Annotated in this window: 21 protein-coding genes, 1 tRNA gene, 1 pseudogene and 2 riboswitches; of the genes and pseudogenes, 5 read left to right on the top strand and 18 right to left on the bottom strand. The window is 62.5% G+C overall.

What is annotated here, in order from left to right:
* Positions 1-38 precede the first annotated feature (38 nt).
* Positions 39-1166 (top strand): acyl-CoA dehydrogenase family protein, encoded by a 1128-nt coding sequence (locus LFL96_RS19155; RefSeq protein ID WP_280996783.1) that lies wholly within the window; start codon positions 39-41, stop codon positions 1164-1166.
* A gap of 98 nt (positions 1167-1264) precedes the next feature.
* Here LFL96_RS19155 and LFL96_RS19150 read toward each other — a convergent pair whose 3' ends face one another.
* The 8 genes from LFL96_RS19150 to LFL96_RS19115 form a co-directional block, all read right to left on the bottom strand.
* Entirely contained in the window at positions 1265-2989 is a 1725-nt protein-coding gene (locus LFL96_RS19150) for a thiamine pyrophosphate-binding protein (RefSeq protein WP_280996782.1), read from the bottom strand.
* Positions 2990-3069: 80 nt separating this feature from the next.
* Positions 3070-4458 carry an L-serine ammonia-lyase gene (locus tag LFL96_RS19145; protein ID WP_280996781.1) on the bottom strand — a complete coding sequence of 463 codons (1389 nt, stop codon included), beginning with the start codon at positions 4456-4458 and terminating at the stop codon, positions 3070-3072.
* Positions 4459-4487: 29 nt separating this feature from the next.
* Positions 4488-5621, bottom strand: a complete 1134-nt coding sequence (locus tag LFL96_RS19140) for an alginate lyase family protein (protein ID WP_280996780.1) — start codon at positions 5619-5621, stop codon at positions 4488-4490.
* 127 nt (positions 5622-5748) lie between these two features.
* Entirely contained in the window at positions 5749-8685 is a 2937-nt protein-coding gene (gene gcvP, locus LFL96_RS19135; RefSeq protein WP_280996779.1) for an aminomethyl-transferring glycine dehydrogenase, read from the bottom strand.
* 71 nt (positions 8686-8756) lie between these two features.
* Positions 8757-9137: a glycine cleavage system protein GcvH gene (gcvH, locus tag LFL96_RS19130; RefSeq protein WP_280996778.1), complete on the bottom strand. Its 381-nt coding sequence runs from the start codon at positions 9135-9137 to the stop codon at positions 8757-8759.
* A 63-nt stretch (positions 9138-9200) separates the two neighbouring features.
* Positions 9201-10319, bottom strand: coding sequence for a glycine cleavage system aminomethyltransferase GcvT (gcvT, locus tag LFL96_RS19125; protein ID WP_280996776.1), 1119 nt, complete (start codon positions 10317-10319; stop codon positions 9201-9203).
* Positions 10320-10399: 80 nt separating this feature from the next.
* Positions 10400-10557, bottom strand: a riboswitch (glycine riboswitch).
* A gap of 21 nt (positions 10558-10578) precedes the next feature.
* Positions 10579-10680: riboswitch (glycine riboswitch) on the bottom strand.
* Between the two features lie 179 nt (positions 10681-10859).
* Positions 10860-11213 (bottom strand): hypothetical protein, encoded by a 354-nt coding sequence (locus tag LFL96_RS19120; protein ID WP_280996775.1) that lies wholly within the window; start codon positions 11211-11213, stop codon positions 10860-10862.
* A 219-nt stretch (positions 11214-11432) separates the two neighbouring features.
* Complete coding sequence (locus LFL96_RS19115) at positions 11433-12482, bottom strand: oxidoreductase (protein ID WP_280996774.1); 1050 nt, start codon at positions 12480-12482, stop codon at positions 11433-11435.
* Between the two features lie 438 nt (positions 12483-12920).
* On the opposite strand from LFL96_RS19115, the gene LFL96_RS19110 reads away from it, so the two are divergent.
* Both LFL96_RS19110 and LFL96_RS19105 read left to right on the top strand, forming a co-directional pair.
* Positions 12921-15011, top strand: coding sequence for a UvrD-helicase domain-containing protein (locus LFL96_RS19110; protein WP_280996772.1), 2091 nt, complete (start codon positions 12921-12923; stop codon positions 15009-15011).
* A gap of 145 nt (positions 15012-15156) precedes the next feature.
* The gene (locus LFL96_RS19105) at positions 15157-15735 is read left to right on the top strand and encodes a hypothetical protein (protein ID WP_280996771.1); all 579 of its coding nucleotides are present in this window, start codon (positions 15157-15159) and stop codon (positions 15733-15735) included.
* A gap of 250 nt (positions 15736-15985) precedes the next feature.
* Here LFL96_RS19105 and LFL96_RS19100 read toward each other — a convergent pair whose 3' ends face one another.
* Positions 15986-16897 (bottom strand): c-type cytochrome, encoded by a 912-nt coding sequence (locus LFL96_RS19100; protein WP_280996769.1) that lies wholly within the window; start codon positions 16895-16897, stop codon positions 15986-15988.
* A gap of 295 nt (positions 16898-17192) precedes the next feature.
* Here LFL96_RS19100 and LFL96_RS19095 point away from each other — a divergent pair.
* A tRNA-Arg gene (locus LFL96_RS19095) sits at positions 17193-17268 on the top strand.
* Positions 17269-17342: 74 nt separating this feature from the next.
* Here the strand turns inward: LFL96_RS19095 and LFL96_RS19090 are convergent.
* From LFL96_RS19090 to LFL96_RS19055, 8 genes and pseudogenes are all read right to left on the bottom strand, one after another.
* A pseudogene (locus LFL96_RS19090) lies at positions 17343-17486 on the bottom strand (site-specific integrase); the annotation flags it as partial.
* A 12-nt stretch (positions 17487-17498) separates the two neighbouring features.
* Complete coding sequence (dmeF, locus tag LFL96_RS19085; protein ID WP_280996768.1) at positions 17499-18785, bottom strand: CDF family Co(II)/Ni(II) efflux transporter DmeF; 1287 nt, start codon at positions 18783-18785, stop codon at positions 17499-17501.
* Between the two features lie 9 nt (positions 18786-18794).
* On the bottom strand, positions 18795-19067 hold the full coding sequence (locus LFL96_RS19080; protein WP_280996767.1) for a metal/formaldehyde-sensitive transcriptional repressor: 273 nt from the start codon (positions 19065-19067) through the stop codon (positions 18795-18797).
* 212 nt (positions 19068-19279) lie between these two features.
* Complete coding sequence (locus LFL96_RS19075; protein WP_280996766.1) at positions 19280-19417, bottom strand: hypothetical protein; 138 nt, start codon at positions 19415-19417, stop codon at positions 19280-19282.
* Positions 19418-19467: 50 nt separating this feature from the next.
* On the bottom strand, positions 19468-19722 hold the full coding sequence (locus tag LFL96_RS19070) for an ogr/Delta-like zinc finger family protein (protein WP_281000834.1): 255 nt from the start codon (positions 19720-19722) through the stop codon (positions 19468-19470).
* 52 nt (positions 19723-19774) lie between these two features.
* Positions 19775-20053 carry a hypothetical protein gene (locus LFL96_RS19065; RefSeq protein ID WP_280996765.1) on the bottom strand — a complete coding sequence of 93 codons (279 nt, stop codon included), beginning with the start codon at positions 20051-20053 and terminating at the stop codon, positions 19775-19777.
* Between the two features lie 196 nt (positions 20054-20249).
* Positions 20250-21227 carry a HEPN domain-containing protein gene (locus LFL96_RS19060; protein ID WP_280996764.1) on the bottom strand — a complete coding sequence of 326 codons (978 nt, stop codon included), beginning with the start codon at positions 21225-21227 and terminating at the stop codon, positions 20250-20252.
* Positions 21228-21261: 34 nt separating this feature from the next.
* Positions 21262-21813 (bottom strand): hypothetical protein, encoded by a 552-nt coding sequence (locus LFL96_RS19055; protein WP_280996763.1) that lies wholly within the window; start codon positions 21811-21813, stop codon positions 21262-21264.
* Between the two features lie 244 nt (positions 21814-22057).
* Here LFL96_RS19055 and LFL96_RS19050 point away from each other — a divergent pair, with 244 nt between their 5' ends.
* Positions 22058-23023, top strand: coding sequence for a hypothetical protein (locus tag LFL96_RS19050; protein ID WP_280996762.1), 966 nt, complete (start codon positions 22058-22060; stop codon positions 23021-23023).
* Between the two features lie 450 nt (positions 23024-23473).
* On the opposite strand, the gene LFL96_RS19045 is transcribed toward LFL96_RS19050, so the two are convergent.
* On the bottom strand, positions 23474-24433 hold the full coding sequence (locus LFL96_RS19045; protein ID WP_280996761.1) for a DUF6708 domain-containing protein: 960 nt from the start codon (positions 24431-24433) through the stop codon (positions 23474-23476).
* Positions 24434-24450: the final 17 nt, after the last annotated feature.

The raw sequence follows: 24450 nt of genomic DNA, 5'->3' as shown, positions 1-24450 counted from the left end.
TGGGTCGATTCAACTTCTGAACAACAACGGATGGTTATATGTTTCTGAACGATTCACGTAACGCATTGGAGCGCCACGCCGCCGGTCTCGACGGCGTACTTGCGCGCGAGGGCTTGAGCGCGATGGAAGCCAAAGCCCCTGGTGAGCTGAAGGCTCTGATCCGCGAATACAGGCTGCCTGGATTGTGGGTGCCGGCATCGCTGGGCGGTGCAGGCGTGTCGCCCTATGACGGTATCCGTCTGCAACGCGCGTTGGGTGCGCGCGCGCCTTCCATGGCGCTCATGTTGACGATGCATCACTTCACGATCAGCGTGTGCGGTCAACTGGCCGAAGCGGTGCCGGCGTGCGCGCAGATGCTGCGCAACGTCGCGCAGAACGATCTGCTGGTCGCTTCCGCATTTGCGGAGGGGCGCCGGGGCGCGAACATCTTCGACTCCACGACCTACATGACCCCAGATGCCGATGGCTACCGGATCAACGGCAACAAGAAGCCCTGCACGATGAGTCACTGCATGGACATCATCACGGTGGGCGTCGCGCTTCAGGGTGCTGACGGTAACAAGCGCACCGGCATGGCCATCGTTTCCGCCGATGCGGAGGGCATCACCCGTCACGCGTTCTGGCCGGTTGCGCCACTCGCGGCCGCGGACAATCACGAAATCCGTTTCGACAACGTCAGAGTGAGTGCCGATCAAGTGCTGCTCGCGGCTGACGGCGATCTTGAGACGGCGCAGATCGTCGCCGGTGCGGAAGTGATCGGTCTGAGCTGGTTCGAGATCATCGCGTCGGCCAGTTACCTGGGCGTGGCGAGCGCAATGGCCGAGCGCGTGCTGCTCAACGGCGATATCGACGCGACGGAGCGGGCGCGACTCGGTGGCGAGCTGGAAGCGGCGCAGGCGGCGCTCGACGGGGCAATCCATCTGATGCAAACCTCGTCGCCGGAGCAGGCGCTGCTCGCGCGCGTGTTGATGATCCGTTTCGCGGTGCAGCGAACCATCGAGCGATGTGCGATGCACGCCGCCGAACTGGCCGGCGGACTCGCCTATATCAAAGACAGCGAAATGATGACCCTGCTCGCGGTGAGCCGGGCGCTCGCGTTTCACCCGATCAGCCGCAAAGCCGCCGAACCGATGATGGCGGCGACGCTCGCGGGCGCACTGGCGTAATGCCGCGGGCGTCGCTTCGTGGCCTGAATTGTCGAATCGCGTTCGGCGATGCCGTGCCGAACGGCGACATGACAGTCGCGGTTCGCCATGGCCGTGGACTAGCTGGCAGCGGACCGCAGCTTCCTCCCCTGCTCGCGAATCTGCTCCAGCGTCGCACCCGGCGTACTCGCCTCCTGCGGCATGCGAATCTCGATCACCGCCGCGCGCTTGGCCGCCATCGCGCGTTGCAGCGCCGGCAGAAACTCCTCCGTGCGCTCCACCGTTTCGCCGTGCGCGCCGAACGAGCGCGCGAACGCCGCGAAGTCAGGATTGGTCAATCCCGTGCCGTGCACGCGTCCCGGATAGTGCCGCTCCTGATGCATCCGGATCGTGCCGAAGTGGCTGTTGTTCACGACGATGAACAGCACGTGCAGGTCGTATTGCATCGCGGTCGCGAGTTCCTGCGCGGACATCATGAAGCAGCCGTCGCCGGCGAGCGCGACCACCGCCCGATCCGGATACAGCGACTTCGCCGCGATCGCCGCCGGCACGCCGTAGCCCATCGCGCCACTCGTCGGCGCAAGTTGCGAGCGATAGTGCCGATACGAAAAATGACGATGCAGCCACGTCGCGTAATTGCCCGCGCCGTTCGTCAGAATCGCGTCGTCCGGCAGGTGCGCGCGGAGTTGCTGGATGACTTCGCCCATCTGCACGTCGCCGGGAACCGGACGTGGCGTGCGCCATTCCAGATACGCGCGATGTGCGTCCTGCGCCGCCCCGCTCCACGCCAGTGTGTCGGACGCAGGCTTCAGTGCGGCGAGCAGCGCCGCCAGTTCCGGCATGCCGGAGACGATCGGCAGATCCGCCGCATACACGCGTCCCAATTCCTCCGCGCCTTGATGCACGTGAACGAGCGTCTGACGCGTCTTCGGAATGTCGAGCAGCGTGTAGCCGTTCGTGGTCGCCTCGCCCAGGCGCGGGCCGATCGCCAGCAACAGATCGGCATCGCGGATGCGCTGCGCGAGCGCCGGATTGATGCCGAGGCCGACATCGCCCGCGTAGTTCGGGTGCTCGTTGTCGAGCGTGTCCTGGAAGCGGAATGCGAGGCCCACCGGCAACTGCCACGCTTCGATAAAGCGCTGGAAATTCGCGCAGGCTTCGGCGCTCCAGCCGCTGCCGCCCGCGATCACCATCGGCCGTTTCGCGCCTTCCAGCAACTGCCGCAAGCGCTCGATCTGCACCGTCGACGGCGACGCCGCCACGCGCTGATAAGCCGGCGCGCCGGCCACGGCGTCGCACGCGTCGCTCAATACGTCTTCCGGCAGCGACAACACCACGGGCCCGGGGCGGCCCGACGTCGCCGTGTGGAACGCATGACTCAGATACTCGGGAATGCGCTTCGGATCGTCGATCTGCGCGACCCACTTCGCCATCTGGCCGAACATGCGCCGGTAGTCGATCTCCTGAAAAGCCTCGCGATCCAGATGCTCGCGCGCGCATTGGCCGATCAGCAGGATCATCGGCGTGGAGTCCTGAAACGCGGTATGCACGCCGATCGACGCATGCGTGGCGCCCGGCCCGCGCGTGACGATCGCGACGCCGGGACGGCCGGTCAGCTTGCCGACCGCCTCGGCCATGTTCGCGGCACCGGCCTCGTGACGGCACACGATGGTCTGAATCCGTTCGGTCTCGTCGTGCAGCGAATCCAGCACCGCGAGAAAGCTCTCGCCGGGCACGCAGAAAACACGTTCGACGCCATGCGTGAGTAACGCATCGACGATAAGTCGCGCGCCCGTGGTACGGGCAGCGCCGGAATCTGAAACGGGAGCATTCGGCTGCGACATTGCGATGAAGCCTCCAGACAGTGCTTAAGTTCGATCAGGTAAGGCGCGCCGGCCGCGTCAAAGCGTCGAGCGTCAAAGCATCAACACTCGACGATATTCACCGCCAACCCGCCGCGCGAGGTTTCCTTGTACTTGGTCTTCATATCCGCGCCGGTTTCGCGCATGGTCTTGATCACCGAATCGAGCGACACGTAATGGCTGCCGTCGCCGCGCAACGCCATGCGCGCGGCGTTGACCGCCTTCACCGAGGCCATCGCATTGCGCTCGATGCACGGAATCTGCACCATTCCGCCGACCGGGTCGCAGGTCAACCCGAGGTTATGTTCCATGCCGATTTCGGCGGCATTTTCGACCTGCCTCGGCGTGCCGCCCATCACTGCGGCGAGCGCGCCCGCCGCCATCGAGCAGGCGACGCCGACTTCGCCCTGGCACCCCACTTCCGCGCCGGAGATCGACGCGTTCAGCTTGTACAGGATGCCGATCGCCGCGGCCGTCATCAGGAAGTCGATCACACCTTGCTGGTTCGAGCCCGGCATGAAGCGCACGTAGTAATGCAGCACGGCGGGGATGATGCCGGCCGCGCCGTTGGTCGGCGCGGTCACCACGCGGCCGCCGGCGGCGTTTTCTTCGTTGACGGCGATCGCGTAGAGATTGATCCAGTCGACCATCGACAACGGATCGCGCAGCGCGAGTTCAGGATTGCCCGACAGCGCGCGGTACAACTGCGGCGCGCGGCGCTTCACCTGGAACGGCCCCGGCAGATTGCCGTCGGCATCCGGATTGTTGATCCCGCAACCGCGCGACACGCACGATTGCATCACGTCCCAGATCTTCAGCAGACCCGCGCGAGTCTCTTCTTCCGTGTGCCACGCGCGTTCGTTTTCCCACATCAGTTGAGCGATGCTCTTGCCGGTCGATTCGCACAGTGCAAGCAGTTCGTTGCCGCTGCGGAACGAATACGGCAATTGATCGACAGCGCTCAGCACCTTCGTGTTCGGCGCGCCGGCCGTCACCACGAAGCCGCCGCCCACCGACAGATACGTCGACTCGCGCAGCGTCTCGCTTTGCGCGTCGAACGCGCGCAGCTTCAGGCCGTTCGGATGCTCGGGCAGCGCCTGGCGATAGAACGAGATGTGCTCCTTCTGCACGAACGGCACGTCGTGCGTGCCGAGCAGCGAGAGCTTGCGCGTGACGCGCACCGCTTCGAGCCGTTGCGCGATGGTGTCGGGATCGACGGTGTCGGGGGCGTCGCCCATCAGGCCGAGCATCACGCCGCGATCCGTGCCGTGGCCCTTGCCGGTCGCGCCGAGCGAGCCGTACAGATCCACCTTTACCGACGCGGTGTTGGCGAGCAGCCCATCGCGTTCAAGCCCTTGAGCGAACATCAGCGCCGCGCGCATCGGCCCGACCGTATGCGAACTGGACGGACCAATGCCGATTTTGAAAAGGTCGAACACGCTGACTGCCATTACTGCTCCCTGCCAATGAAATAGAAGTTTTATCGCGCCGGCAGCGGCAAACACACGGCGAGCCACGCGGGCGGCGTCGGTGCGAGCTGTAGCGCGATCGGCGTATAGCGTCCATCGAGACGCGCCGCCAGGTGAAACAGTTCCGTCGCGTTCTTCGGGTCCCACTGACCCGAATAGCCGGGCAAGCCGGCTTCGCGACGTTTGGCATCGAACGGAACGCTCGAATGCACGAATTCTTCGTGGGTCTTGCTGCCGGTGGCGTACGGCGTGAGCCAGTTCAACGCGGCTTGTAGCGATGCCCCGTTCGCGCCCTTCTCCGGCAACCAGTTGCGGTTGTGGCGGCGCGCGGCCAGCGCGGCGGTGACGAGCGGTTGCAGATCGTAGGTCACGTAGTGCAGCGCATCGCGTTCGCTGAAATCGATCGTCGAACCGTCCGGTGCGATGTTGTCGCCGATATGCTCGACGAACAGCCGCTGCGCCGCGTTGATCATCTTGCGGTTATCGAGCGTGAACGCGGCCATCGCGATCAGCTTGATGCGGTGACTCTGCCAGTTGTTGCGGAACGTGCCTTTCAGCGGGCGCGGCTGCGCGTCGATCTGACCGATGTAACCGTTCGCGAGTTTCGTCAGGAACGCCATCGACGCATTGCGCGTCTTCACGGGCAGCGCGCTGGCGGTCATGTCGTACGCGAGAATCAGGCCTTCGAAATGCGTTTCGTCGATCGGATTGAAGCTGGGCTGGTAGGTCGTCACCCACGCGTACAGCAACCGGTCGACGAGCTTCAGATACCGGTCGTCGCTGGTCGCGCGCCACGCCAGCGCGGCATCGCGCAGCAGGTCGAGATCCTTCTCCGCTTCGACGCTCTGGTCGTGAATGCCTTCGTGCGGCAGCGTGCCTTCGGTGTGCAGCTTCGCGAGCGCATGCGGCGCATCGTTCAGATGCGCCTGCACGTTGCCGACCAGCGCCTTCACGCCGGGATCGGCGTTCGTGCGTTCGCTGGTTTGCAGCGCGGGCGCCGCGCAGAAATTCATCGCCGCCTGCGCCTGCCGCAGCGGCAGCAGCAAGGCCGCGCCCGCCAGCGCGAACGCGCAGGTCTGCTGCCATGTTCTTTGTGCTTGCCTGATACTGGTTCGGCTATGCATCGATCGCACCTGTCGCGCCATGCGAAACTCCTCGTTAGGCTGATTCGGTGTGTGATGTTAGCCGTTTGCGGCCAGTCGCGACAGGACGGGCGGCGCAACCGCGCGGCGCCTGCTTACCGCCGCAGGCGCCGCGCGGCGCACGCCACGCTTACTCGTAGTCGGTGATCGGCACGCACGAGCAGAACAGATTACGGTCGCCGTACACGTTGTCCGCGCGGCCGACCGGCGGCCAGTACTTCTTCGCGATCAGCGTGGGCAGCGGATACGCGGCAGTTTCGCGCGCATACGCATGCTTCCATGCGTCGGCGATCACGACCGCCGCGGTGTGCGGCGCGTGCTTCAGCGGATTGTCCTCGCGGTCCGCACGGCCCTCTTCGACGGCACGGATTTCCTCGCGAATCGCAATCATCGCTTCGATGAAGCGGTCGAGTTCTTCCTTCGATTCCGATTCGGTCGGCTCGACCATCAGCGTGCCCGGCACCGGGAAGCTCATGGTCGGCGCGTGGAAGCCGTAGTCGGCGAGGCGCTTGGCCACGTCGTCGACGGTGATGCCGCTGCTGTCCTTGATCGGGCGCAGATCGAGAATGCACTCGTGCGCGACCAGTCCGCCCGGGCCCGAATACAGCACCGGATAGTGCGGCGCGAGTTTGTTCGCGACGTAGTTCGCGTTGAGGATCGCGGTTTCGGTCGCGGCGGTGAGGTTCTTCGCGCCCATCATCGCGATGTACATCCACGAGATCGGCAGGATCGACGCGGAGCCGTACGGCGCGCCCGACACCGCGCCAATTCCGTTCGGCGCGCGTTCATAGCCCGACGAAATCTGGTTCGGCAGGAACTGCGCGAGATGCGCGCCGACCGCGACCGGACCGACGCCCGGTCCGCCGCCGCCGTGCGGAATGCAGAACGTCTTGTGCAGGTTCAGATGCGAGACGTCGCCGCCGAACTGGCCCGGCGCGGTCAGGCCGACCATCGCGTTCATGTTCGCGCCGTCCACATAGACCTGGCCGCCGTGCGCATGCACGATCTCGCAGATTTCGCGGACGTTCTGTTCGAACACGCCGTGCGTGGACGGATAGGTGATCATGATCGCCGCGAGGTTGTTGGCGTGTTGACCGGCCTTCTTCTTCAGATCGTCGATATCGACGTTGCCTTGCGCGTCGCACGCCACCACCACCACCTGCATGCCGGCCATCTGCGCCGAAGCCGGATTGGTGCCGTGCGCCGAAGCGGGAATCAGGCAGACGTTGCGATGCGCTTCGCCGCGCGACGCATGATAAGCGTGGATGATCAACAGACCGGCGTACTCGCCTTGCGAGCCCGCGTTCGGTTGCAGCGACACCGCCGCGTAGCCGGTGGCCGCGACCAGCATCTGTTCGAGCTGATCGATCATTTCGCGGTAGCCGACGGTCTGTGCGTCCGGCGCGAACGGATGGATCTGGCCGAACTCCGGCCACGTGACCGGCAGCATTTCCGAAGTCGCGTTCAGCTTCATCGTGCACGAGCCGAGCGGGATCATCGAGCGGTCGAGCGCGAGGTCCTTGTCGGAGAGGCTACGCAGGTAGCGCAGCATTTCCGTTTCCGAATGATGACGGTTGAACACGTGGTGCGTGAGGTACGCGCTGGTGCGTTCCAGCGCGGCCGGCACCGAGGCGAGGCCGGCGTCCGCGAGTTTCGCGTCGAGCGCGTCGATTTGCGGCACGTCCTTCGAGCCGGCGGCTTCGGCGAACACCGCGAGCAGGTCGGCGAGATCGCGGCGCGAGGTGGTTTCGTCGACCGAGATGCCGACTTGCGTGTCGCTCACGCGGCGCAGATTGATGCGATTGGCCAGCGCCGCGTCGTGCAGCGCTTGCGTGCGCGCGCCGCTGTCGAACGTGAGCGTGTCGAAGAAGGTGTCGTTGGCGAGCGTGTAGCCGAGTTGCCGCGCGCCCTCGGCGAGCAGGGCGGCGACGCGGTTCACGCGCAGCGCGATGGTCTTCAGGCCGCGCGGGCCGTGATACACCGCGTACATGCTCGCCATGATCGCGAGCAGCGCCTGCGCGGTACACACGTTCGAGGTCGCCTTCTCGCGGCGGATATGTTGTTCGCGCGTTTGCAGCGCGAGACGCAGGGCGGGATTGCCTTGCGCGTCGACGGTCACGCCGACGAGACGGCCCGGCATCTGACGCTTGAATTCGTCGCGCACCGCGAGGTAAGCAGCATGCGGACCGCCGAAGCCGACCGGTACGCCGAAGCGCTGCGTGTTGCCGACGGCCACGTCCGCGCCCCATTCGCCCGGCGGCGTGAGCAGGGTCAGGGCCAGCAGATCGGCGGCGACCACCACGTGACCGCCCGCGGCATGGACCGCGTCGGCGAGTGCACGGTAGTCGCGCACGTCGCCGTTCGCGCCCGGGTATTGCAGCAGCACGCCGAACGCGTTGGCGTTCGCGGCTTGCGCGGCCGGGCCGACCTTCACTTCGATGCCGACCGGCGTGGCGCGCGTTTTCACCACTTCGATGGTTTGCGGCAGCACGTCGTCGGCGACGAAGAACACGTTCGACTTCGGCTTGCCCACGCGTTGCAGCAGCGTCATCGCTTCGGCGGCGGCGGTCGCCTCGTCGAGCAGCGACGCGTTCGAGATCGCCAGACCCGTCAGGTCGACGACCATCTGCTGGAAGTTCAGCAGCGCTTCGAGACGGCCTTGCGAGATTTCCGGCTGGTACGGCGTGTACGCGGTGTACCACGCCGGATTTTCCAGCACGTTGCGCAGGATGACCGTCGGCGTATGCGCGTTGTAATAACCCTGCCCGATGTACGAGCGGAACACCTGGTTCTTGTCCGCGAGCTCACGCAAGGCGGCGAGCGCTTCGGCCTCGCTCTTCGGTTGCGCGAAGGGGCCGAGCGGCAGCGTTTCCGTGCGGCGGATCGCCTTCGGAATGACCGCGTCGATCAGCGCGGCGCGCGACGCGAAGCCGAGCGCGTCGAGCATCGCATGCTGGTCGGCCGCGTCCGGGCCGATGTGCCGTTCGGCGAAGGCGTCGTGCACTTCGAGCGCGGCGAGCGAGAGAGGAGTGCGGTTCATCAGACGATCCGGGTGTTCGAGCTTCATGGGTGTTCCTGGCGGTGCGGCGCGCCATGCCTCGCGGCCGCCGCACCTGACGATTTAAACGTAAAGATGAATCAGGAGCCGATCAATTTCGCGTATGCGTCGGCGTCCATCAAACGGTCATGCGAGGCGCCGGCCGCCGGCTTGATCTTGAACAGCCAGCTGTCGTACGGCTCGCTGTTGACCAGCTCGGGCTCGTCGATCACTTCGCCGTTCTGCTCGATGACTTCGCCCGATACCGGCGCGTAAATATCGGAAGCGGCTTTCACCGATTCGATCACCGCGACCGGGTCGCCGGCGTTGGCGGATTTATTCAGCGTCTGGACTTCGAGGAAGACGATGTCGCCGAGCGCTGCCTGCGCATGGTCGGTAATGCCGACGGTCAGCGTGCCGTCCGCTTCGGTGCGGACCCATTCGTGCGATTCGGTGTATTTCAGATCGGCCGGGATGCTCATTGGATGCTCCTATGCGTGATTCGGTGGTAACTGGATTGGGGGAGAACGTACGCGCCGGTGGGCTTAAACCGCGAGCACTTTGCCGTTGCGCACGAACGGCAGTTTTACCACGCTTGCCGGGACGTTTTTGTCGCGAATCTGCACGTGAACGATGTCGCCCGGCTGCACGCCCTTGGGCACGCGCGCGAAGGCGATCGATTCCTGCATGGTCGGCGAAAACGTGCCGCTGGTGATCTCGCCTTCGCCTTGCGGCGTGACGACTTTTTGATGAGCACGCAGCACGCCTGCCGCCTTGCCGTTTTCCTTCTGCAGGATCAGGCCGACGAACGCGGCCCGCGCGCCGTCCGCTTCGAGCCGGCCCTTGCCGACGAAGGCGCGCGGCGAGGCGAGGTCGACGGTCCAGGCGAGGCCCGCGTCGAGCGGCGACACGTTGTCGTCCATGTCCTGGCCGTACAGATTCATGCCGGCTTCGAGACGCAGCGTGTCGCGTGCGCCGAGACCGGCCGGGCGCACGCCTTGCGCCTGCAGCGCGTTCCATAGCGCGTCCACATGCCCGGCCGGGACGATGATTTCGAAACCGTCTTCACCGGTGTAGCCGGTGCGGGCCACGGTGAGTTCGCCGAACGGCGTGTCTTCGATGCGGGCGGCGTTGAACGGCTTCAGGGCCTCGGTGGCGGCGCGCGCGGCCGGCACGGTTTGCCAGACTTTCTCGCGCGCGTTCGGGCCTTGCACGGCGACGATCGCGTAATCGCGACGCGGCGTGATGGTCAGGCCGAAGCTGCCTTCGGCATTGAGCTGGCCGAACCAGGCGATGTCTTTGTCGGCGGTGCCGGCGTTGACGACCACGCGGAAGTGGTCCTCGCCGAAGTAATAGACGATCAGATCGTCGATCACGCCGCCGTTCGGGTTCAGCAGACAGGAGTAGAGCGCGCGGCCCGGCGTTTGCAGCTTGCCGACGTTGTTGGCCAACGCATATTCGAAGAATGCGCGCACGCGCTCGCCGGTGAAATCGACCACGCACATGTGCGAGACGTCGAACATGCCGGCGTCGGTGCGCACCGCGCGGTGTTCTTCGATCTGCGAGCCGTAGTTGACGGGCATGTCCCAGCCGCCGAAGTCGACCATGCGGGCGTTGAGCGCGCGATGGGTGGCGTGGAGCGGGGTGTGTTTGAGTTCGGTCATGGGGCCTCGGGCGTCTCGCGAAACAAAAAAGGCCATGCGGCGCGACGCCTCGCGGCTGGATGCCTGCGAGCGTGGCGATACATGACCCCTCTGTCCTCGATACCTGAGAGATTGCGCCGCCGTGCAGCCTTGCGTGGCTGGTCACGGTGTACGCGCGCCCCTTCGGTGGGCAGCTTGCCGACGATCTGCTCGACGTATGCGATGCAGATGGCTACTGCCGCTCTCCAGAGTGCGAAAAACGCTGCACGAAGGCGGGTTTTTCGACGCGGTCGGTCCTTTTGCCTGAGAGTTTGCGGGTGTGCCCCTTCGGCGGCGCGGCCTGCGATTTTCAGCGGCCAGCGCGCTCTCCCGACGCGTGCGGCGAATGTACGCGACGCCCCCGAGCTTGTCAAATTAAGGCGCGCGAGCCGCGTGGCGTCTGGCTGAGCGCCTTTGCGCCTATCGAAAAAAAAGCGCGGGACGTGATGCCCGCGCTTTTCTGGATGTTGCGTCGCCCGACGTCCGGGCAGATTCGACGCGACTCGGCCCGACCTGGCGCGATTATTCGCCGATGGCGTGAGCCGCGTTGTCCAGCTCCTGGTTCAGCACGCGCTGTTCGTCGCCGGACAGACCGCCGCCGTGTTGCGCAGCCATGTCGTGCGCTTCCTGACGGATCACGTCGAGACGATGATGCAGCGCGCCGCCTTGCGGGGGCGGGTAGTAGCCTTGATTGACGTGAGCGTCGATGCGGCGGCTCAGATTGTCGATGCGGCCGTCGACCTGATGCAGACGCTCATACGCGATCTGCTGCGGGTTCGGGCGCGGGGCCGGCGCCGGTTGTTGAGGCGCCACCACGCAGGCGGCGAGCGAACTGAGCAAAGCGCATGCTGCAACTGCGCGAATGATACGGGGCATGGACTCTCCGGAAGTCGTTGTCGTTTTCTGGTGCTACCGGGGTAGCAACGGATGACCGCGCGTTCGCGCTGACCCGCGCGACGCGCTTATTTGTAACGTTATGTTCCTTTCGGGCTTGTCAGTGACGGTCGAGGCGGGGACTTGCGCATGGTCCGTTTTTGGTACACAGACCGTCGCGGACGATTTGCCTGTCATGAGTGGACAAACCGCCAAACCCTTTTACCGAATGCGTTCGAACGGCAAACGAAGACCTTCTTCAGAACTGCGAGCCGCGAGTTCGATAACCGTCATGACGTCGACCGCATCCTGCGCGCTGACCGGGAATTTCACGCCGTTCTGGATCGCATCGGCCAGCGCGACATAGAAGCCGACGTAATCTCCATTACGCGTCGGTAATGCCTGGTCGACTTCCGCGCCGTTCTCCAGCACGCGTAGCGTTCCATCCGTGTTGCCGGCGCCGAAGCCTTCGTCGCCGGGGCGCAGACCGGCCTTCAACTGATCTTCCTGGGTATCGAGCCCGTACTTCACATAGCTGCCGCGCGTGCCGTGAATCGCGAAGCGCGGCGCGAGCAGCGCCGTCAACGCGCTCGCGTGCAGCACCACTTCGAAGGTGCCGTAGCCGAGCTGGATGTGCACGTAGTCCGGTGCGCCGGCTTCGTCGCGATGCGCGCGCACCGTCGCCGAGACGGTTTGCGGCGCGCCGAACAGCGCGAGCGCCTGGTCGATCAGATGCGGTCCGAGGTCGAACAGCAAGCCGCCGCCGCGCGATGCCTCTTCGCGCCAGCGTTGGCGCACTTCCGGCCGGAAGCGGTCGAAATGCGATTCGAACTGCGTGATGCGTCCGAGCGTTTCGCCCGCGAGCAGATCGCGCACGGTGAGGAAGTCGCCGTCCCAGCGGCGGTTGTGGAAAGGCACGAACAGCTTGCCGCGCGCCAGCGCGATGTTGGCGAGCGTGTGCGCGTCGGCCGCGGTGAGCGTGACCGGTTTGTCGACCACCACATGCTTGCCCGCTTCCAGCGTGCGGCGCGCAAGGTCGAAGTGCGTGTCGTTCGGCGTGGCGATCACGACGCAGTCGATTTCGTCGAGCGCGAGCAGCGCGTCGAGATCGGCGACCACTTTCGCGTGCGGATAGTCGGCGAGCGCCTGGTCGGGGCGCCCCGTCGCGATGGCCGCGACGTTCGCGCGCCCGCAGTGATCGATCACCGGCGCGTGAAAGGTGGCGCCGGCGAAACCGTAACCCATCAAACCTATCTTCAGCGATGCGGACATGCGTGTCTTCCTGCAAAAACGGCGCGCCGCCTGGCCACCGCGGCGTCGGCGCGCAACGCTGCAATTGTGGCATGTTCGGGCGGCGGTCCGTCGCCGGACCCGACGCTCGAAGGCGTGGGCGGACGGGTTTGCATCCGTGTTAACATCGCTCCTCGCGCGAATGGCCGCAGGCCGAAAGCGCTTCGCGACGCGTGTGTTCGTGCCGCCGCCGCCGTGCTCGCGGGGCATCGCCCCAGCCGCTTGCTGTCGCGCTGTCGCGCTGTCGCGCTGCCAAAGCATCGAGCACCGGCCGGCGCCGGCCGCCGGGTTCGATGTCCGCTCCGCGCGCAGGTAAAAGCCGCCGGCGCAACCGGTCGTGCCAACCGGAAACCACCGGCCGCCGTTTTCATACCGCCGTCTTCAGGCGCCGCTTTCAACCGTTTTACCCATCCACACACGATGTCCGCAGGCCTGAACCCCGCTCAAAGTGAAGCGGTCCGTTATCTCGACGGTCCGTGTCTCGTGCTCGCCGGCGCCGGCAGCGGCAAGACGCGCGTGATCACGCAAAAGATCGCGCACCTGATCGAGGCCAAGGGCTTCGAGCCGCGCCACATCGCCGCCGTCACGTTCACGAACAAGGCCGCGCTGGAAATGCGCGAGCGCGTCGGCAAGCTGCTCGAGGGCAAGACCCTCACCACGCCCGGCAAGGAAGGCCGCAAGGTGCCCGTCAACCAGTTGACGGTCTGTACCTTCCACTCGCTCGGCGTGCAGATTTTGCGGCAGGAAGCCGAACACGTCGGGCTGAAGCCGCAGTTCTCGATCATGGATTCGGACGACTGCTTCGGCATGATCCAGGAGCAGGTCGGTTCGACGGACAAGGGTTTCATCCGCAAGATCCAGTCGATCATCTCGCTGTGGAAGAACGGCATGATCATGCCGGAACAGGCGATTGCGATTGCGGCGAACGAAGACGAACACCAGGCCGCGATCGTCTACCGTAATTACGTGGCGACGCTGCACGCTTATCAGGCGGTCGATTTCGACGATCTGATCCGGCTGCCCGCCGAACTCTTCGAGAAGAACGAGCAGGTGCGCGACCGCTGGCAGAACAAGCTGCGCTATCTGCTGATCGACGAGTATCAGGACACCAACGCGTGCCAGTACGAACTGGTGAAGCTGCTGGCCGGCAAGCGCGCGGCGTTCACCGCCGTCGGCGACGACGACCAGGCGATCTACGGCTGGCGCGGCGCCACACTCGAAAACCTCGGCCAGCTCAGCAAGGATTTTCCGAAGCTGCATCTGATCAAGCTCGAACAGAATTACCGTTCGACGGTGCGCATTCTGACCGCCGCGAACAATGTGATCGCGAACAACCCGAAGCTGTTCGAGAAGAAGCTGTGGTCCGAGCACGGCATGGGCGACACGATCACCGTGACGCCCTGCAATGACGAGGAACACGAAGCCGAGTCCGTGGTGTTCCGGCTGTCCGCGCACAAGTTCGAGCGTCGCGCGAATTTCCGCGACTACGCGATCCTGTATCGCGGCAATTTCCAGGCGCGCATCTTCGAACAGGTACTGCGTCGCGAGCGGATTCCGTACGTGCTGTCGGGCGGCCAGTCGTTCTTCGACAAGGCCGAGATCAAGGACATCTGCGCGTATCTGCGGCTGATCGCCAACGCCAACGACGATCCCGCGTTCATCCGCGCGATCACCACGCCGCGACGCGGCGTCGGTAACACCACGCTGGAGGCGCTCGGTTCGTTCGCGGGCCAGGCGAAGGTGTCGCTGTTCGAGGCGGTGTACATGGGCGGCATCGAAGCGCGCCTGTCGCCGCGTCAGATCGAGCCGATGCGCGTGTTCTGCGACTTCATGCAGCGCCTGACCGATCGCGCGGAGAAGGACGCCGCCGGTCCGCTGCTCGACGAACTGATGGACGCGATTCACTACGAGGCCTACCTGTACGACGCGTTCGACGAACGTCAGGCGCAGGCCAAGTGGCAGAACGTGCTGGAGTTCATGGAGTGGCTCAAGCGCAAGGGCACGAAGGCCGAGCCCGCGGGCGCGGAGAACGGCGAGGCGACCGGCTACGACACGGCGGACGGTCTCGGCGACACCGGCAAGAATCTGCTCGGCTTGATCCAGACCGTCGCGTTGATGTCGATGCTCGAAGGCCGCGAGGAAGATCCCGATGCGGTGCGGCTGTCGACGGTGCATGCGTCGAAGGGACTGGAGTATCCGCACGTGTTTCTGGTGGGCGTCGAGGAAGGGATCATGCCGCATCGCGGCGGCCCGGACGACGAACCGATCGACGACGCGCGCATCGAGGAAGAGCGCCGGTTGATGTATGTGGCGATCACGCGTGCGCAGCGCAGTCTGCATCTGAACTGGTGCAAGAAGCGCAAGCGGGCGCGGGAGACGGTGGTGTGCGAGCCGTCGCGCTTCATCCCCGAAATGCTGCTCGACGATGCGCCGCCGCCCACGGCGGACGAAGCGCCGATGTCGCCGAAAGACCGCCTCGCGAGTTTGAAGGCGTTGTTGCAGAAACCTTGATGGGGGCAAGACCTTGCGCGTGGCAGGTGCTTCGGGAGTTTGACGGCATGGGCGCGCTAGAGTGGCACGGTTCCGTCGATGCGTTGCGTCGACGGGGTTGACCGCTTAACCGACATCGCTCGGACACTGCCCGGAGATCGCTCGCATGACCTCGCTGCCGCTTGCATCGCTTCCTTCCTGTCGCCGCGCGCTCGACATCTATATCGACGCGAAGGACAACACGCGGCCCGAGCGCATCGCCGAGGCGTTTGCCGGCGACGCGGTGCTGACCATGTCGCTGGCGACGTCGAATATTGCATTTCCGGCGCGTACCGTTGGCGCTGACGCGATCGCCAGAACGCTCGTTATCGATTTCGGAAAGCAGTACACGCGGTGCCGGACTTACTACGTGTGCGACGCGCTGGAGGTTTCGGCGGACGGTGTGGTCGAGCTGCCGTGGCTGGTGGTGATGCGCGAGCCGGCTGCCGGCGCGTTGCGGGTGGGGCACGGCGTGTATCGCTGGACTTTCGATGACGCGGCGGCGGTCACGGCGTTGCATATTCACATCGCGCGCATGGATGTCGTGGCGGATGGCGAGGGTAGGTTGCTCGATGCGCTGCAAGCGGGATTGGCGTATCCGTGGTTGACGCCCGACGCGTTGCGCACGCATTTCGATGAGCTTGCGCGTGGTACACCGGAGCTGGCGTTTGCGAAGGCGTTTAGTCGTCCGGCGGTGGGGGAGTGAACGTGGGCATGGGGCCGATGGCCTTCTGACGCGTGGCCCGAGTTCCAAGCCCTTTACGTGACACAGGTCGGATACAACGCAAGGCGTTCGATCGAATCCGGACGTGATTGCCGCAACACTTGAGTCGCGTCCAATTGCGCCAGTTAAGCAAAAAATCCCTGCCTCGCGGCGAGCGAGACAGGGATTTTTGTTATGCGGCACTACCTTCTGCGAGCGGCCACGATGCTTCGGGCCGCTGCGCGTGAATACCTTACTTTGCCGCGTTGACCATGTAGTCGACGGCGGCCTTCACATCCGCATCCGATGCATTCGACCCGCCCTTCGGCGGCATCGCGCCCTTGCCGTGCAGCGCGTAGTTGTAGATCGTGTCCATCGGGTCTTTCAGGCGCGGCGCCCAGGCATCCTTGTCGCCGAACTTCGGTGCGTTCAGCACGCCCGCCGCGTGACAGGCCTGGCAGACCTGCGTGTACAGCGCCTTACCGGCTTGCGCTGCGTCGGCAGCCGGCGCGGCTGCTGGTGCCGCAGCTTGCGGCACGCTGGCCATCGCGGCCATGGCGGCTGCGGCTTGCGTTGCGGCGGCGTCCGAGCCGGCAACTGGCGCTGCTGCTGCCGTTGCGCCCGACGCGGCGGCCGCGCCGGATGCCGCTGCCGCTCCGGCGGCCGGCTGCGCCGGTTCGGGGAAGCTTGCGCCCGAATTGTTCGCCATGTAGACCACGGCGCGGGCTATTTCGAAGTCGCTGTAGTCGTCCGGGCTGGTGCCGCCGCGCGGTGGCATCGCGCCCTTGCCGGACAGCGCGGTGTGCCACAGCGTGTCGAAGCCTTGCGCGATGCGCGGGGCCCAGTCGGCGGTATTGGTGAATTTCGGTGCACCGGCTGCGCCCGACGCGTGACACGCCGAGCACACGGCCTTGTAGACCTCTTCGCCGGTCTTGTAGACGCGCGGCGCGTTGGCGTCGCGGATGTCGACCTGGGCGAATGGTTTGATGCGGGCGGAGACTTCGGCGTCGGAGAGAGAGTCGGTGCCGGCGCCGGTGCGTGTCGAATTGTCGACGTACACGGCCAGCAGAACGATGATGACGATCGGAACGGCAAATCCGGCGATGATCGCGGCGATGAGCTGCCCGGGGGTTTTGATCGGGGCTCCGTGTGGTGCTTCGCTCATGCTTGTCTCGTCTCCGTGGGTATGTGAGCGGTACAGCGTGACGGCAACTTCTTGTTCTATATCAGCCACGGACGATTATAGACGCAACATTTCGACGGCGGCGAGCGGCGGGGCGGGGTGTTCAGCAGGCGTTTACCCGCATCGGCGGGGGTGGATTGGGGGCGGTGAGGACGTGGCGCGTGGGCGGCGGAGCGGCCCATCCGGGCCGTCCGGTGGACGGTTTGGCGGAAACCGGGTATTCTCTCGGTCTCGCTTTGGCGTCGCATCCGTTCAGATGCCGCGCTTTCGCCGTGAAGCGCCCGTAGCTCAATGGATAGAGTACTGCCCTCCGAAGGCAGGGGTTGCTGGTTCGATCCCAGCCGGGCGCACCAAGAGCCGTAAGGCTTTCAGCGGGTTCTCCGCGCAGTCGTTTCCCTCCAGTACAGTGAAAATACAGTCGAGCCGGTCAGCTGGCCAAGGCTTGCAGATCAACGACCTGTGTGTGCGGCTGCACCCAGCGCGCCAGGGGATCGACCGACAAATGCGCGTACTGCTGCACTATTTCCAGCTTTTCCCAGCCTCCTGGCTCCCTCAGCACCTGTAACGATGTAACGGCCATTGCTCAAGCAGCAGGCGTGGGATTCACCTCGACCGTCAAATGCGACAGCCCTTTGAAACGCTTGAGCGCCGCGCGGTAGAAGCCTGGATTGCGTCGGGCATCTGAGGTGGCCACCGCTACGATCGCGCTCATATGTCCGGGACCGACTCGCCAGACGTGCAGGTCCACGACGGTGTCGCCATTGTCTTCGATGACATGCCGGACGTTCTCGGCCATGCGATTGTCCGGATTCACGTCGAGCAGGATGCGGCCCGTATCCCGCATCAAGCCCCACGACCAGTTTGCAATCACCAGCGCGCCAATCACGCCCGCAAGTGGGTCCATCCAGACCCAGCCAAATGCGCGCGCCAGCAACAGGCCTATGATCGCGAGTACGGAAACCGCCGCGTCGGCAATGACGTGAATGTAAGCCGAGCGGATGTTGTGGTCGCGATTTGCGGCCGCGTGCCCATCGTTGTGATCGTGCTCGTGTTCTTCAAACTCGACCAGATACTCACCGTCTGGCAGGTGGACGATCGCGCTGAAAGCGTGCGGCTCCGGAATGTCGTCCTTCGACTCCAGATAATCACCGCGATCGGCAAACGTGAAGGTCTGGCGCGTACCGTCAGGGCGGATCGTCGTCACTGATACTGCGCTGGCGCTTGGTTTCGACGAGGCGACGTCGGGCGTGATGCGAAACACCGGCGGTACGCCGTCTTCGAAAACCGACAGGGCAAAAACGCCCGCGCTGCCGACGATGCGATGTGCCTCGTCAACATGACCGTGCTCGTCCGTGTGACTGTGACCATGACTGTGGCCGTGATCGTGGCCATGATCGTGGCCATGGTGGTCGCCGCCTAACAGCCAGACGCTCGCTAAATTGACGACCAGTCCAAGTACGGCGATCGGGATCGCCTGGCCGAAGTGGATGGGCACGGGCGACAGAAGGCGTGATATGGCTTCATACGCGATCAGCAGCGCGATCATGGCGAGCACGATTGCGCTGCTGAAACCCGCGAGGTCGCCCAGTTTGCCGGTCCCGAACACGAAGCGATTGTCGGCCGCGTGCCTGCGAGCATAGGTGTACGCCAGCGCGGCGATCAACATCGCGCCGGCGTGGGTTGACATGTGCAGACCGTCCGCAACTAGCGCCAGTGACCCGAAGAGACTGCCGCCGACGATTTCAGCGACCATCATCGCGCTGCACAGCGCAATCACCGTCCAGGTTCTGCGTTCATTGGCTTCATGGGCCGCACCCAGAAAAATGTGGTCGTGCCCCGCCGCTTCAGCGGCATTTCGAAAATTGTTCATTGTTGCCTCTTACTTGAAGTAGCTGTGAACTACCTCGATCAACTGCTCGGTGCCGCTGCCGTGCTCGCCCTCTGACTCAGCGTCGACGAGATGCGTTCGGATGTGATCTTCAAGAACCACGGCAAGCAGACCGTTCATCGCGCCGCGACTACTGGTGATGAGCTGGAGCACATCCATGCAACCGCGCTCCTCTTCCAGCGCGCGCTCGATTGCCTCGACCTGCCCCTTGATGCGGCGAACTCGATTGAGCAGTTTCTGTTTATCGCGAATCGTATGACTCATGGCCGGATTTCCCAAAAACGGTAGGCGGCCATCTTACCCTGGATAGGGTACGGGGGTATACGTTAGAGGATGGTCTTACGCTGCTGCGCGCTGCATGTTCGAAGATGAGGTGAGCGGCAGACTACGGCAGCAGCGCAGACGTAAAGATTAGAAGAGCGCTCGCCGTCTGGCGGGCGCTCTTTCGTGTCACGGAAGATTTTCGACGGGTAATGTCAGGCGATATTAGCCACGGCGCCTGCCGGCAGCGATTTACCGGGGCTAATCTGGAAGCGCGCGCGGTACGTGTGTCCGCACGTGACGTCGTCGCACTGGAAATCGATTTTCCAGGCGACAGGTGATTCTTTTTCCATTGCACGTGCAATGCCGCGTGCGCTGCAATGTGGGCAGACGATTGTGATTCTCATTGGCTACCCGCATCGGCAGCACTGGTTCGCGCGTTGACTGCTCCACGAAGCATCGTCGCGGGCCGCACCTCAAGCATTACCTCAGCGCGTGGACGGGACGACGGAGAAAGCGAATGAATGATTTCCAGCTCTGCGCGCGCCTTGAATCCGCACTCACGACAGACGCTATAAATTCGCCGCAGTGTGACCGATTGAAAGTCGGTGGTGCGCGCGCAGAGGGCTGCGCCACAGCATGGGCATTCGATTTTCATAGACATCAAGAATTTCTCGCATCAGGCCAACCCCCTTTTAGTGCCGCCCCATTTACTTCGATCCTAGGCACTGTTGAAATTTACGCATCGCATCCGTCAACCCCTTGCCAGCCGCGACACACACCCACGCACATTCTGCTTCAGCATTGAATCTGGCTGTATTCAGTCCGTAACGAATATGTATGGTAACAAGATGTAACGCGACCCGCCAGGCGGAAAATGGCATGTCGGCAATCGGATTTTCGAATGATTTCGCGATCGCGATGCGTAATGCATTGGTATGGTCGGCGAGACTCAGCCGGCGGTCGGTCGGGCGAGTGCCGGCGGTCATAGCGCAGTCCCCCTCCCCGCCTGCCCTTCCTCTTTGGGCGTGCCGTTTGATGCGAACTGCGCTGTGGCGGCGAGCCCCGCCAGTAAAGGAGCTTGTCGCAAATTCAACGCAAAATTGATGATGTACTTTGATGCTCGTTACACGCTTTGGGCGCAGCGCAACACGCAGACGATGAGTCAGGTGCTGACCACGTGTTTCAGCAATTTTTCAGGTCGAGAAAGAGCAAAGGCTCGATAAGAACATGTCGCAGCAACCCCTTTACGACTGCGTGAAGATATTCGGACGCAGCCTCCGCAGATTTAATCGGCTTCAATTGACTGGAGGCAAAATTCGCTACGCCGCCGTGAGCCAAAGCACTACGATACGAATAAAGCGCGGACCAAACCTTTTTCGGATCAGTATCACCAAAGTGTTGCTTAGTCGAGATAGGTCTGCGAAACCGGCGCATCAAAAGCGGCAGCTTCGCTTGCATCTGATGGGTGATCGAGTCCCCTCGATCTTCCAGTTGCGGGTTATGCGTAATCATCATTTCGATGATCGCGAATAGTCCAATTACATGGAATTCGGAAGTCTCATTTAACATACTCAGGGAGTCATACATGAGGAAAGCGCGCTGGACTTCCGGGTGTTTCTCGCAAAGTTCGCCGCCAATGAAGAACGGCACAAATTCGTTGATCGTGTCGCGAGCCTCATTTAAATCATCAATGCTCAAACGCGAAGCCGGGAATGGCGTGAAATCGCGAAAGTACCGTGAAGCGAAGTCTCCGCGCCAACCGGTTAGGCTTGGGCCGCCGAATGTCAGAGCGGAAATCTCTAAAGGTGCGGCTGTTGTATTAATAGCTAAATGCGACCGGTAGAGCGCGTTTTGATCCCCTTCGTTGGTGACGATGTGATAGCGCCAATCTGCCCTGGCTAGCGGGATAGCGTCGATGTTTTTGGTGTTTGGCCCGCTGGGCGTTTCGCGCCTGTCCGTCTCGTAGTTCAGCTCTCGCGGAATATTGAAAGGGGAGCCAATGCATTGCGTCAAAGTCTGCTTGATCGCAATCACCTCATGTTCCTTTGCTTTCCGAACGAACAGTTTAGGAGCCAATTCGTATTGGTCGATACTAGGAAGAACTATTGGGTTGAGAACAAATGCCCAATGTTTAGGGAATGGGGATTGGTTGTTATTCATTGCCTAGTTCACCCTGTTCGCTTTTGTCTTAAATTCAGTTTGCGGAAAACCCGTCAATCAGATAAGGAAAGAAAACTAGGTCTTGGGGCAAGATACCGAAGTCGTCAACGTGAATTGTTTGCCCGTAGTCACGTCGCTCCAAGTCGAACACACGTACCGTTTCGTGGACGGCCGGATCGCCACTGAACTGGTACGAAACGCACGCGACGACAGCCAAGGCGGGAAGATAGCCCTTCGTCGAAACTTGGCTGTGCGCCTTCCAGTGGAGGTTTTGCTGCGAATTTGGAAAGAGTATGTCGCCGACCCCACGAGCGCGTAGGGCTTCGTTCTGCTGGCATGTGTCTTTTATTGCACGTCTTACTGCTGCACTCGGATCAGGATACGAGTACCCGCTGGACGGAGGAGGCGCGTCAAACGGTGGAGCCATAGGTATCATCATCGAGCTAAATACGACATTGAAGGCTGGCGACCGGCCTACGTTGCTCAGGTCGTACGCAAAGGTATACACCCAACCGCTATCGTCCTTTTCAAAAGGACCTTGAGGCTTCAAATCGAGAGATACCCATGGACGTTGATCGAACTTCATGGAACTCAGCTGATCTCTGGACGCCTTGAACTGATACCAAGACGCGCCCGCGCTCAGCAATGAGCCAATCATCGCGAATAGCGCGACCCATACCGCCACATAATCTAGCCAATGCCTTCTCGCCCCGCCTTCTGACATTTTGCCCCCGTTATTGTGGGGAAATGATACGCGTGAAAGCAGTTGGATGGACCACAGATGAGCATGCGCGCAAAATCAGACTTTTAATTGTTCTGGCGAGAGTGACGTGACGACCGACGAGCGAGGGGCAGTGGACGGGACGGAGAACCTAATCAACGCGGCGGAAGGCGTGATTTCGCACTTCCAAAAGCGCAAGGAAACCGCCCGAGAATGCCTAGTCGCGTTGGCGGGAGTGTCAGAGGTTTGCTTTGCACTGTCCGGCCTGACTTTGCACGGCGGTGTCTACGAGTTCGCGGGGCTCGGAACGTTGCGAGAGGTTCGGCAGCCGCCAGGGGAGATTGAGCTTGCGGGCGCGCTGGAGAATAAGGGCCTATTGAGCGCCGTCGCACGCCATATGCCGAGCGTTACACACGAACTAGCGGTGTTGCACGGCGCGTCAAATGATCTTCAGGGGCTTCTCGATACGGGCTGGCGGATCATATCGGCCCTTCGCTGCCGCTCTGTCGCAGATCTTCTGGTGCCCGCTGTCGCGAGTGTGTCATGGGACGCCATCCCGGCGGTCGAGCGCGATTCCTGTAAGGTGCAGTTGCTTGAAGACGTGCCCGCCGCGCGTAGGCTTGGTGAGGTTGTCGCCGTTTCCCGTGATGAGCTTGACTGGGTCCACAAGCACTTGGCGGTGTGGATCGAACTCCTTGAGCGGCCCGCGTTCCGGTTGGCGGTGGATTGCTTGACGACGCATCACCACCAAGCCAATTTAAGGATGTCAGCAGCTGCGCTTTGGGCCGGCTTTGAAGGCATCTTCGGTATCAATTCGGAATTGCGGTTTCGGCTTGCCGCGCTGGCTGCATCTTTTCTTGAGGATCGGGGGCCCGGGCGGGTCGCCCTCTACCGGCGGATCAAGTTGCTTTATGACTATCGATCAAAAGCAGTGCACGGCGCTGCCACCAAGGATGCGCTGTTGGAGGAACACATTATTGAAGTACGGGCGCTGCTGTCGCGGTTGATGTGCCGGATGACGGAAGCAGGGACACTTCCCTCAGTAGACGAATTCGAAGAGCGGCTGTTCACCTAAGTCCCATGCCTCGGATTTCGAGCGTACCGCAGCCTTCGCGAACTGCGTGACACTGGCAACAGCTTGTACAGTGAAAATACAGTGCGGACAGGCTGGGATGGCCTTGAATGAGCTTGTTTAGCCTTGGTTTTACACTTTGCGAGTTGTGTAAGGCATTGATTTTAAATGGGATGTGGCGCGTTTTTAAAACTCCGAAGGCAGGGGTTGCTGGTTCGATCCCAGCCGGGCGCACGAAGATTCAGTGCGAATCACCAGTGATTCACCGGGCATGCAAAATTGCCAACCAGTGTTCTTTCGAAAATGCCGTGCATTGCTCGGCGTTTTCTATTTGTCGGCCGTTTTAGCACCAACGGGCGCGGGCCAAGGGAGGGCCTGAAACGACGGGCAGTTCACCCTCCTTCAGCCATCCCATCAACCATGTCCTGTCGACCTCGAGGATAAGGTGGGGACTCAAGTTGCCACGCTTTCGCCGGTCTCTGCAGGCAAAACCCTGCAGGCGCGTTCTACATCGTCGGGCCACACCGGTTGGCGGCAGGTTCGCATGGCGACGTAGTTCGCGCATGAAAAAATGAAGTAAGGCACTAGACCGATAATCCCGAACACTACAAGGAACACGCTGCCTGACTTCAAAAGCGCTGATTCATCTTTAAACAGGAAGCTTATGGAGTTCTGGAACGACACTTCTTTGGACAGAAAGCTTTCTACGGGAGGTAGCAGCGCCGATCCTTCTTCCATGAACCGCCGGTAGTATTCGAAGTCTTCGTAGAGTTCGTTCATCACCTGCTGGCCAAGCGGTCCCTCTTCAGACGATGCGAGTACAACCCGCTTTCCAATCGGGAAACTGTCAGTCACTTGGCCCTTCTCATTGAGAACAAGGCAGCGGACAACTCGAGCGGCGGTTTGGAACAGGCCACCCTTGGGGCTCCGTTCGATATAGAACAATGTGTCGTCCCACGGCACAGCGACAACTCCGTCGGGTCCGTTGTGTTTGAACGCGTATATCGTCCGGTTGGGTCGATTGAAGCGAATGGGTTTGCTTGTGTAGTTGAAGCAATCGACGAACAGGAAGTGTGTTGCCCACAGAAACGCGCCAAATGAGGATAACGCGAGGAAGCCGCAACCCCAGTGCGTCAATTCCGTTTGCCCTTTCTGCCGTAGCGCTGGAGATACTTCGATGGCCATCCATATGAACATAGCCGTCAAGCATATTGCGGGTATTCCGCCCATGAAGAAGGCAAGGAGACCCCAACCTTTCTCACGATAAAGTCCGTCGCAAACCTCAAGATAACTGTCGGTCGCTTCAAAGGCCGTTCCGCTGCTTTTTGCGGCGTCGGCGCACCTCTGTTTTTGCTGTAAACGTGCTGCAATTTCATCGTCTGATATGTATCGACTGGTGCATTTGAAATTCATACAAGCTTTCGTAATAC

It is taken from the genome of Paraburkholderia sp. D15 (assembly GCF_029910215.1).
Classification (GTDB): domain Bacteria; phylum Pseudomonadota; class Gammaproteobacteria; order Burkholderiales; family Burkholderiaceae; genus Paraburkholderia.
This window is presented reverse-complemented; position numbering and strand designations above follow the sequence as displayed.

What these genes read in the sequence shown, in the direction of transcription:
- LFL96_RS19105 (WP_280996771.1), top strand. Translation starts at nt 15,157, where the DNA reads ATGACCTCGCTGCCGCTTGCATCGCTTCCTTCCTGTCGCCGCGCGCTC.
- gcvH (WP_280996778.1), bottom strand. Translation starts at nt 9,137, where the DNA reads ATGAGCATCCCGGCCGATCTGAAATACACCGAATCGCACGAATGGGTC.
- LFL96_RS19075 (WP_280996766.1), bottom strand. Translation starts at nt 19,417, where the DNA reads ATGGAAAAAGAATCACCTGTCGCCTGGAAAATCGATTTCCAGTGCGAC.
- LFL96_RS19115 (WP_280996774.1), bottom strand. Translation starts at nt 12,482, where the DNA reads ATGTCCGCATCGCTGAAGATAGGTTTGATGGGTTACGGTTTCGCCGGC.
- LFL96_RS19150 (WP_280996782.1), bottom strand. Translation starts at nt 2,989, where the DNA reads ATGTCGCAGCCGAATGCTCCCGTTTCAGATTCCGGCGCTGCCCGTACC.
- LFL96_RS19145 (WP_280996781.1), bottom strand. Translation starts at nt 4,458, where the DNA reads ATGGCAGTCAGCGTGTTCGACCTTTTCAAAATCGGCATTGGTCCGTCC.
- LFL96_RS19100 (WP_280996769.1), bottom strand. Translation starts at nt 16,897, where the DNA reads ATGAGCGAAGCACCACACGGAGCCCCGATCAAAACCCCCGGGCAGCTC.
- gcvP (WP_280996779.1), bottom strand. Translation starts at nt 8,685, where the DNA reads ATGAAGCTCGAACACCCGGATCGTCTGATGAACCGCACTCCTCTCTCG.
- LFL96_RS19060 (WP_280996764.1), bottom strand. Translation starts at nt 21,227, where the DNA reads ATGAATAACAACCAATCCCCATTCCCTAAACATTGGGCATTTGTTCTC.
- LFL96_RS19070 (WP_281000834.1), bottom strand. Translation starts at nt 19,722, where the DNA reads ATGAAAATCGAATGCCCATGCTGTGGCGCAGCCCTCTGCGCGCGCACC.
- LFL96_RS19055 (WP_280996763.1), bottom strand. Translation starts at nt 21,813, where the DNA reads ATGAAGTTCGATCAACGTCCATGGGTATCTCTCGATTTGAAGCCTCAA.
- LFL96_RS19155 (WP_280996783.1), top strand. Translation starts at nt 39, where the DNA reads ATGTTTCTGAACGATTCACGTAACGCATTGGAGCGCCACGCCGCCGGT.
- LFL96_RS19110 (WP_280996772.1), top strand. Translation starts at nt 12,921, where the DNA reads ATGTCCGCAGGCCTGAACCCCGCTCAAAGTGAAGCGGTCCGTTATCTC.
- LFL96_RS19045 (WP_280996761.1), bottom strand. Translation starts at nt 24,433, where the DNA reads ATGAATTTCAAATGCACCAGTCGATACATATCAGACGATGAAATTGCA.
- LFL96_RS19065 (WP_280996765.1), bottom strand. Translation starts at nt 20,053, where the DNA reads ATGACCGCCGGCACTCGCCCGACCGACCGCCGGCTGAGTCTCGCCGAC.
- LFL96_RS19140 (WP_280996780.1), bottom strand. Translation starts at nt 5,621, where the DNA reads ATGGCGCGACAGGTGCGATCGATGCATAGCCGAACCAGTATCAGGCAA.
- LFL96_RS19120 (WP_280996775.1), bottom strand. Translation starts at nt 11,213, where the DNA reads ATGCCCCGTATCATTCGCGCAGTTGCAGCATGCGCTTTGCTCAGTTCG.
- LFL96_RS19080 (WP_280996767.1), bottom strand. Translation starts at nt 19,067, where the DNA reads ATGAGTCATACGATTCGCGATAAACAGAAACTGCTCAATCGAGTTCGC.
- gcvT (WP_280996776.1), bottom strand. Translation starts at nt 10,319, where the DNA reads ATGACCGAACTCAAACACACCCCGCTCCACGCCACCCATCGCGCGCTC.
- dmeF (WP_280996768.1), bottom strand. Translation starts at nt 18,785, where the DNA reads ATGAACAATTTTCGAAATGCCGCTGAAGCGGCGGGGCACGACCACATT.